This window comes from Kitasatospora sp. NPDC059571, assembly GCF_042735675.1.
Taxonomy (GTDB): domain Bacteria; phylum Actinomycetota; class Actinomycetes; order Streptomycetales; family Streptomycetaceae; genus Kitasatospora.
Genome location: NZ_JBHWBW010000184.1, coordinates 9,531 through 13,658, shown reverse-complemented (window position 1 = coordinate 13,658; position 4,128 = coordinate 9,531). Strand labels below are relative to the sequence as shown.

Annotated in this window: 6 protein-coding genes; 1 reads left to right on the top strand and 5 read right to left on the bottom strand. The window is 74.4% G+C overall.

Annotated features, from left to right (window positions below; translation table 11 throughout):
• From ACFV0G_RS20910 to ACFV0G_RS20890, 5 genes are all read right to left on the bottom strand, one after another.
• A partial coding sequence (locus ACFV0G_RS20910) for an FMN reductase (protein WP_380549732.1) occupies positions 1 to 606 on the bottom strand: 606 nt, incomplete at its 3' end.
• Positions 603 to 1,700, bottom strand: coding sequence for an LLM class flavin-dependent oxidoreductase (locus tag ACFV0G_RS20905; protein ID WP_380549729.1), 1,098 nt, complete (start codon positions 1,698 to 1,700; stop codon positions 603 to 605). The genes ACFV0G_RS20905 and ACFV0G_RS20910, both read right to left, overlap by 4 nt.
• 76 nt (positions 1,701 to 1,776) lie before the next feature.
• On the bottom strand, positions 1,777 to 2,067 hold the full coding sequence (locus ACFV0G_RS20900; protein ID WP_380549726.1) for an SHOCT domain-containing protein: 291 nt from the start codon (positions 2,065 to 2,067) through the stop codon (positions 1,777 to 1,779).
• Between the two features lie 77 nt (positions 2,068 to 2,144).
• Positions 2,145 to 2,510 (bottom strand): hypothetical protein, encoded by a 366-nt coding sequence (locus ACFV0G_RS20895; RefSeq protein WP_380549723.1) that lies wholly within the window; start codon positions 2,508 to 2,510, stop codon positions 2,145 to 2,147.
• A 108-nt stretch (positions 2,511 to 2,618) separates the two neighbouring features.
• Positions 2,619 to 3,488, bottom strand: a complete 870-nt coding sequence (locus tag ACFV0G_RS20890) for a MurR/RpiR family transcriptional regulator (RefSeq protein WP_380549720.1) — start codon at positions 3,486 to 3,488, stop codon at positions 2,619 to 2,621.
• A 213-nt stretch (positions 3,489 to 3,701) separates the two neighbouring features.
• On the opposite strand from ACFV0G_RS20890, the gene ACFV0G_RS20885 reads away from it, so the two are divergent.
• Positions 3,702 to 4,073 (top strand): hypothetical protein, encoded by a 372-nt coding sequence (locus ACFV0G_RS20885; protein WP_380549717.1) that lies wholly within the window; start codon positions 3,702 to 3,704, stop codon positions 4,071 to 4,073.
• Positions 4,074 to 4,128 lie beyond the last annotated feature (55 nt).

The following is a 4,128-nucleotide window of genomic DNA, read 5'->3' as shown; positions in this document are numbered from 1 at the left end:
CTGCTGCTCGAAGGGGACCACCGCCGGCGCCGGCTCCGTCCGCGGCCGCGGCGGGCCGCCGGCGAGCAGGCCGGCGAGTTCGCCGGCCGCCCGGGCGATCCGCGGGGCCAGCCCCTCGGTGGCCGCGTCGCCGCCCGGCCCCCAGTCCTCGGAGGCCGCGAACACCGCGGTCGGCACCACCACGGCCCGCAGGTGGGCGAAGAGCGGGCGCAGCGCGTGTTCCAGGGCCAGCGAGTGCCGGGCGGTCCCGCCGGTGGCGGCGACCAGCACGGGCTTCCCGGTGAGTGCGTCCGGGTCGAGCACGTCGAAGAACGACTTGAACAGCCCGCTGTAGGAGGCGCTGAAGATCGGGGTCACGGCGATCAGCGCGTCCGCCCCGGCCACGGACTCCTGCGCGGCCCTCAGCTGCGGCCCGGCGAAGCCGGTCACGAAGTTGTTGGCGATCTCGGTGGCCAGGTCGCGCAGTTCGACCACCTCGACCTCGACCGGGCGGCGGCCGGCGAGCTGTTCGCGGACCTGCTCGGCCAGCCGGTCGGCGAGCAGCCGGGTGGCCGAGGGCCGGCCGAGGCCGGCCGAGACGGCGACGATCCTGAGTGCGGTGGTCACTTGGCCTCCTCCAGTGCGGCCTCGGAACGGCGGGCCAGCAGGGACGCGTGGGTCGGGGCGTCCGGCACCTCGGCCGGACGGCCCTTGGCGAACTCCTTGCGGAGCACCGGGACGACCTCCTCGCCGAGCAGGTCGAGCTGCTCCAGCACGGTCTTCAGCGGCAGTCCGGCGTGGTCGACCAGGAACAGCTGGCGCTGGTAGTCGCCGAAGGACTCGCGGAAGGTCAGGGTCTTCTCGATGACCTCCTGCGGGCTGCCGACCGTGAGCGGGGTCTGCTCGGTGAACTCCTCCAGCGACGGGCCGTGCCCGTAGACCGGGGCGTTGTCGAAGTAGGGCCGGAACTCGCGGACGGCGTCCTGGGAGTTGCGGCGCATGAAGACCTGGCCGCCGAGGCCGACCACGGCCTGCTCGGGGGTGCCGTGCCCGTAGTGGGCGAAGCGCTCGCGGTACAGCTCGATCAGCTTCTGGAAGTGCTCCTTGGGCCAGAAGATGTTGTTGGCGAAGAAGCCGTCCCCGTAGTACGCGGCCTGCTCGGCGATCTCGGGGCTGCGGATCGAGCCGTGCCAGACGAACGGCGGGACGCCGTCCAGCGGCCGCGGGGTGGCGGTGAAGCCCTGCAGCGGGGTGCGGAAGCGGCCGCGCCAGTCGACCACGTCCTCGCGCCACAGCTGGTGCAGCAGCGCGTAGTTCTCGATCGCCAGCGGGATGCCCTGGCGGATGTCCTGGCCGAACCACGGGTAGACCGGGCCGGTGTTGCCGCGGCCGAGCATCAGGTCGACGCGCCCGTCGGCCAGGTGCTGGAGCATCGCGAAGTCCTCGGCGATCTTCACCGGGTCGTTGGTGGTGATCAGCGTGGTGGACGTGGAGAGGATCAGCCGGTGGGTCCGGGCCGCGATGTGGCCGAGCATGGTCGTCGGGGAGGACGGCACGAAGGGCGGGTTGTGGTGCTCGCCGGTGGCGAAGACGTCCAGGCCCACCTCCTCCGCCTTGAGCGCGATGGCCACCATGGCCTTGATGCGCTCGTGCTCCGTCGGCGCCCGCCCGGTGGTCGGGTCGGTCGTGACGTCACCGACGGTGAAAATCCCGAACTGCATTGCGCTCACCCTCCAGGTCGTTCATATTTCAACTACATGGCGGTGAACCACCCCCGGACGCAGGCTATTCCCGGGCTCAGCCGGGCGGCCCGGAGCCCTCCCGCAGCGCCGCCAGCCGCATCCGGTACTCGTCGACCTCGATCTCCCCGCGGGCCAGGCGCTCAGCGAGCAGCTGCTCGGCGCCGGACGCCGGCGCGCTCCCCCAGTGCGGGGCCGGCGGCCCGCCGCCCCGGCCGCCGCCGCGGGCCAGCACCCGCCAGAGCAGCACCAGCAGCGCCACCAGCACGAGGGCGAACAGCAGCATGGTGATCCCCGGCAGGACCCATCCCCAGCCGCCGCCGCGGCCGCCGTGCCAGTGGTACCGCATCGTGCTCACCTGCCCGGGGGCCCGAACGGGCGCCGGCCCCCTCTGCCTCCAGTGTGCGCCGAACGGGCGACACCGGCTCAGGCGGCCGCTCCGCCGTCCCAGTCGATGCCGATCTCCGCGAGCCAGGCGCGGTCCTGCTCGTCCGGCGACGCCGCCGGCCGGCCCCGGTCCGCCGCGGACTCCCGGGCGGGCCGCGACGGCGGGCGCGGGATCTCCTGGATCGGACCGAGGCCGTACTTCTCGGCGGCGTCGGCTGCCGCCGGGCCCGCTGCCGCCGGGCCCGCGGCCTCCTCCTCGGTCACCCCGATGTGCACGGCGCTCTCGTCGCCGGGGTCGATCACCCGCAGCTGCGGGTCCGGCGGGCGGCGCAGCGCGATCCTGCGGCCGCAGGCCGGGCAGCACCACTCGTCGGCGCCGTCGGCCAGTCTCGCGGTTCTCACCATCTGATGGATCACGCGCATCGCGGGCACCCCCGTCCCGCCCGGCACCGGGCCCTGCACAAGGGATGCCCGCTGAGAGGCCGTCGGCAACCCGCCGGGGCCGGCCAAGCCCTAGTCCAGGAACAGCCCGCGGGCCGCCGCCGACTGCTCGTTGGCCTCCAGGCGGGACTCCGCGCCGGGGAGTTCGTCGCACATGGTCTGCAGCAGCACCCGGCCGAGCATCATCGGCGCGCAGGCGGTGTCGAAGACCAGGCCGGTGGCGACCGCGGCCGGCAGCAGCAGGTCGGAGAGCTTCGCGACCGGCGCGAAGGCGCTGTCCGCGACGGTGACCACGGTCAGGCCGCACGCCCGGGCGGTCACCAGGGCGTCCATCAGCTCCCGCGGGTAGCGCGGCAGCGCGAAGCAGATCAAGGCGCTCGCCCCGGCCGCGGCGGCCTGCTCGATCCGGTCGGCGAGCATGGAGCCGCCCTCGTCGAGCAGCCGGACGTCCGGGTGCACCTTGGCGGCGAAGTAGGCGAAGCCGTGCGCCTGCGCGGAGGCGGCGCGCAGGCCCAGCACCGGCAGCGGGCGGGAGGCGGCGAGCAGCCGGGCGGCGCGGACGATCGGCTCGGGGTCGGCCAGCAGGTCGGCCAGGTGGCGCAGGTGCTCGATCTCGGCGAGCACCGCCTGCTGGTGCTCGTTGCGCACCGCGTCGGCCGGCGTCTCGGCCGCGGGCTGCTCGCCTGCGCCGAGTTCGCGCAGCTGCTTGCGCAGCGCCGGGTAGCCGTCGTAGCCGAGGGCGACCGCGAAGCGGGTCACGGACGGCTGGCTGACCCCGGCGAGCTCGGCCACCTCGACGCTGGAGAGGAACGGGGCCTGGGTCGCGTGCCGGACGAGCGAGTGGGCGATCCGCCGCTGGGTCGGCGTCAGCCGGTGGCCCTCGAAGAGCTGGAGCAGGCGCGCCGACGGGCCGACCGTGCCGGTCTCGTCCAGGGCTGTCATCGGCAAAACCTCCGGGCGGGGGTGCGGAGCCCACCGCCGGCTGCGGCGGCTGGGACGACTGTGGCGCAGTCTTGGCAGGTGGGCAATGGTGTTTCGCACTGCGGGACGGCCCCCGGCCCGGTCTCGGGGTGACCCGGAGACTTCCCTGACCCGCCCCGGAGATCGCGGCGCGGCGCTGGACCGACCCGGAACCGGGCGAGGACGCTGGCGGCCATGGACCTCTCCAAGGACGACCTCGCCCGCGACCTCGACGCCGCGCTGCAGACCCGCAAGGAGCTCGGCCCGGAGTACGAGAGCGCGCTCGTCGACTCCTTCCTCGCCCGGCTCGACGCCCGGCTGGACGCCGGGGCCGAGCGGCGGACGGCCGGGCAGGCCGACCCCGACCGGCCCCAACGGCCGCGCGGCGGACAGCAGTTCAAGATCCAGGTGCTGTCGCTGGTGATGGGCGTGCCGCTGTCCGGCGTGGCGGCGGGCACCTGCGGCCTGGCGGGCCTGGTGGTGTGCTGGGCCGGGATCGTCGGCATCAACCTCTCCTCCGCGCTGTCCGGCCGCGGCCGGGAGCGGCGGCGGGACGGGTGGGGCTGAGCCCTGTCTCTTTTAAACAACTTACGCTGCCGACGCTAGAGGGAGGTTATAGAGC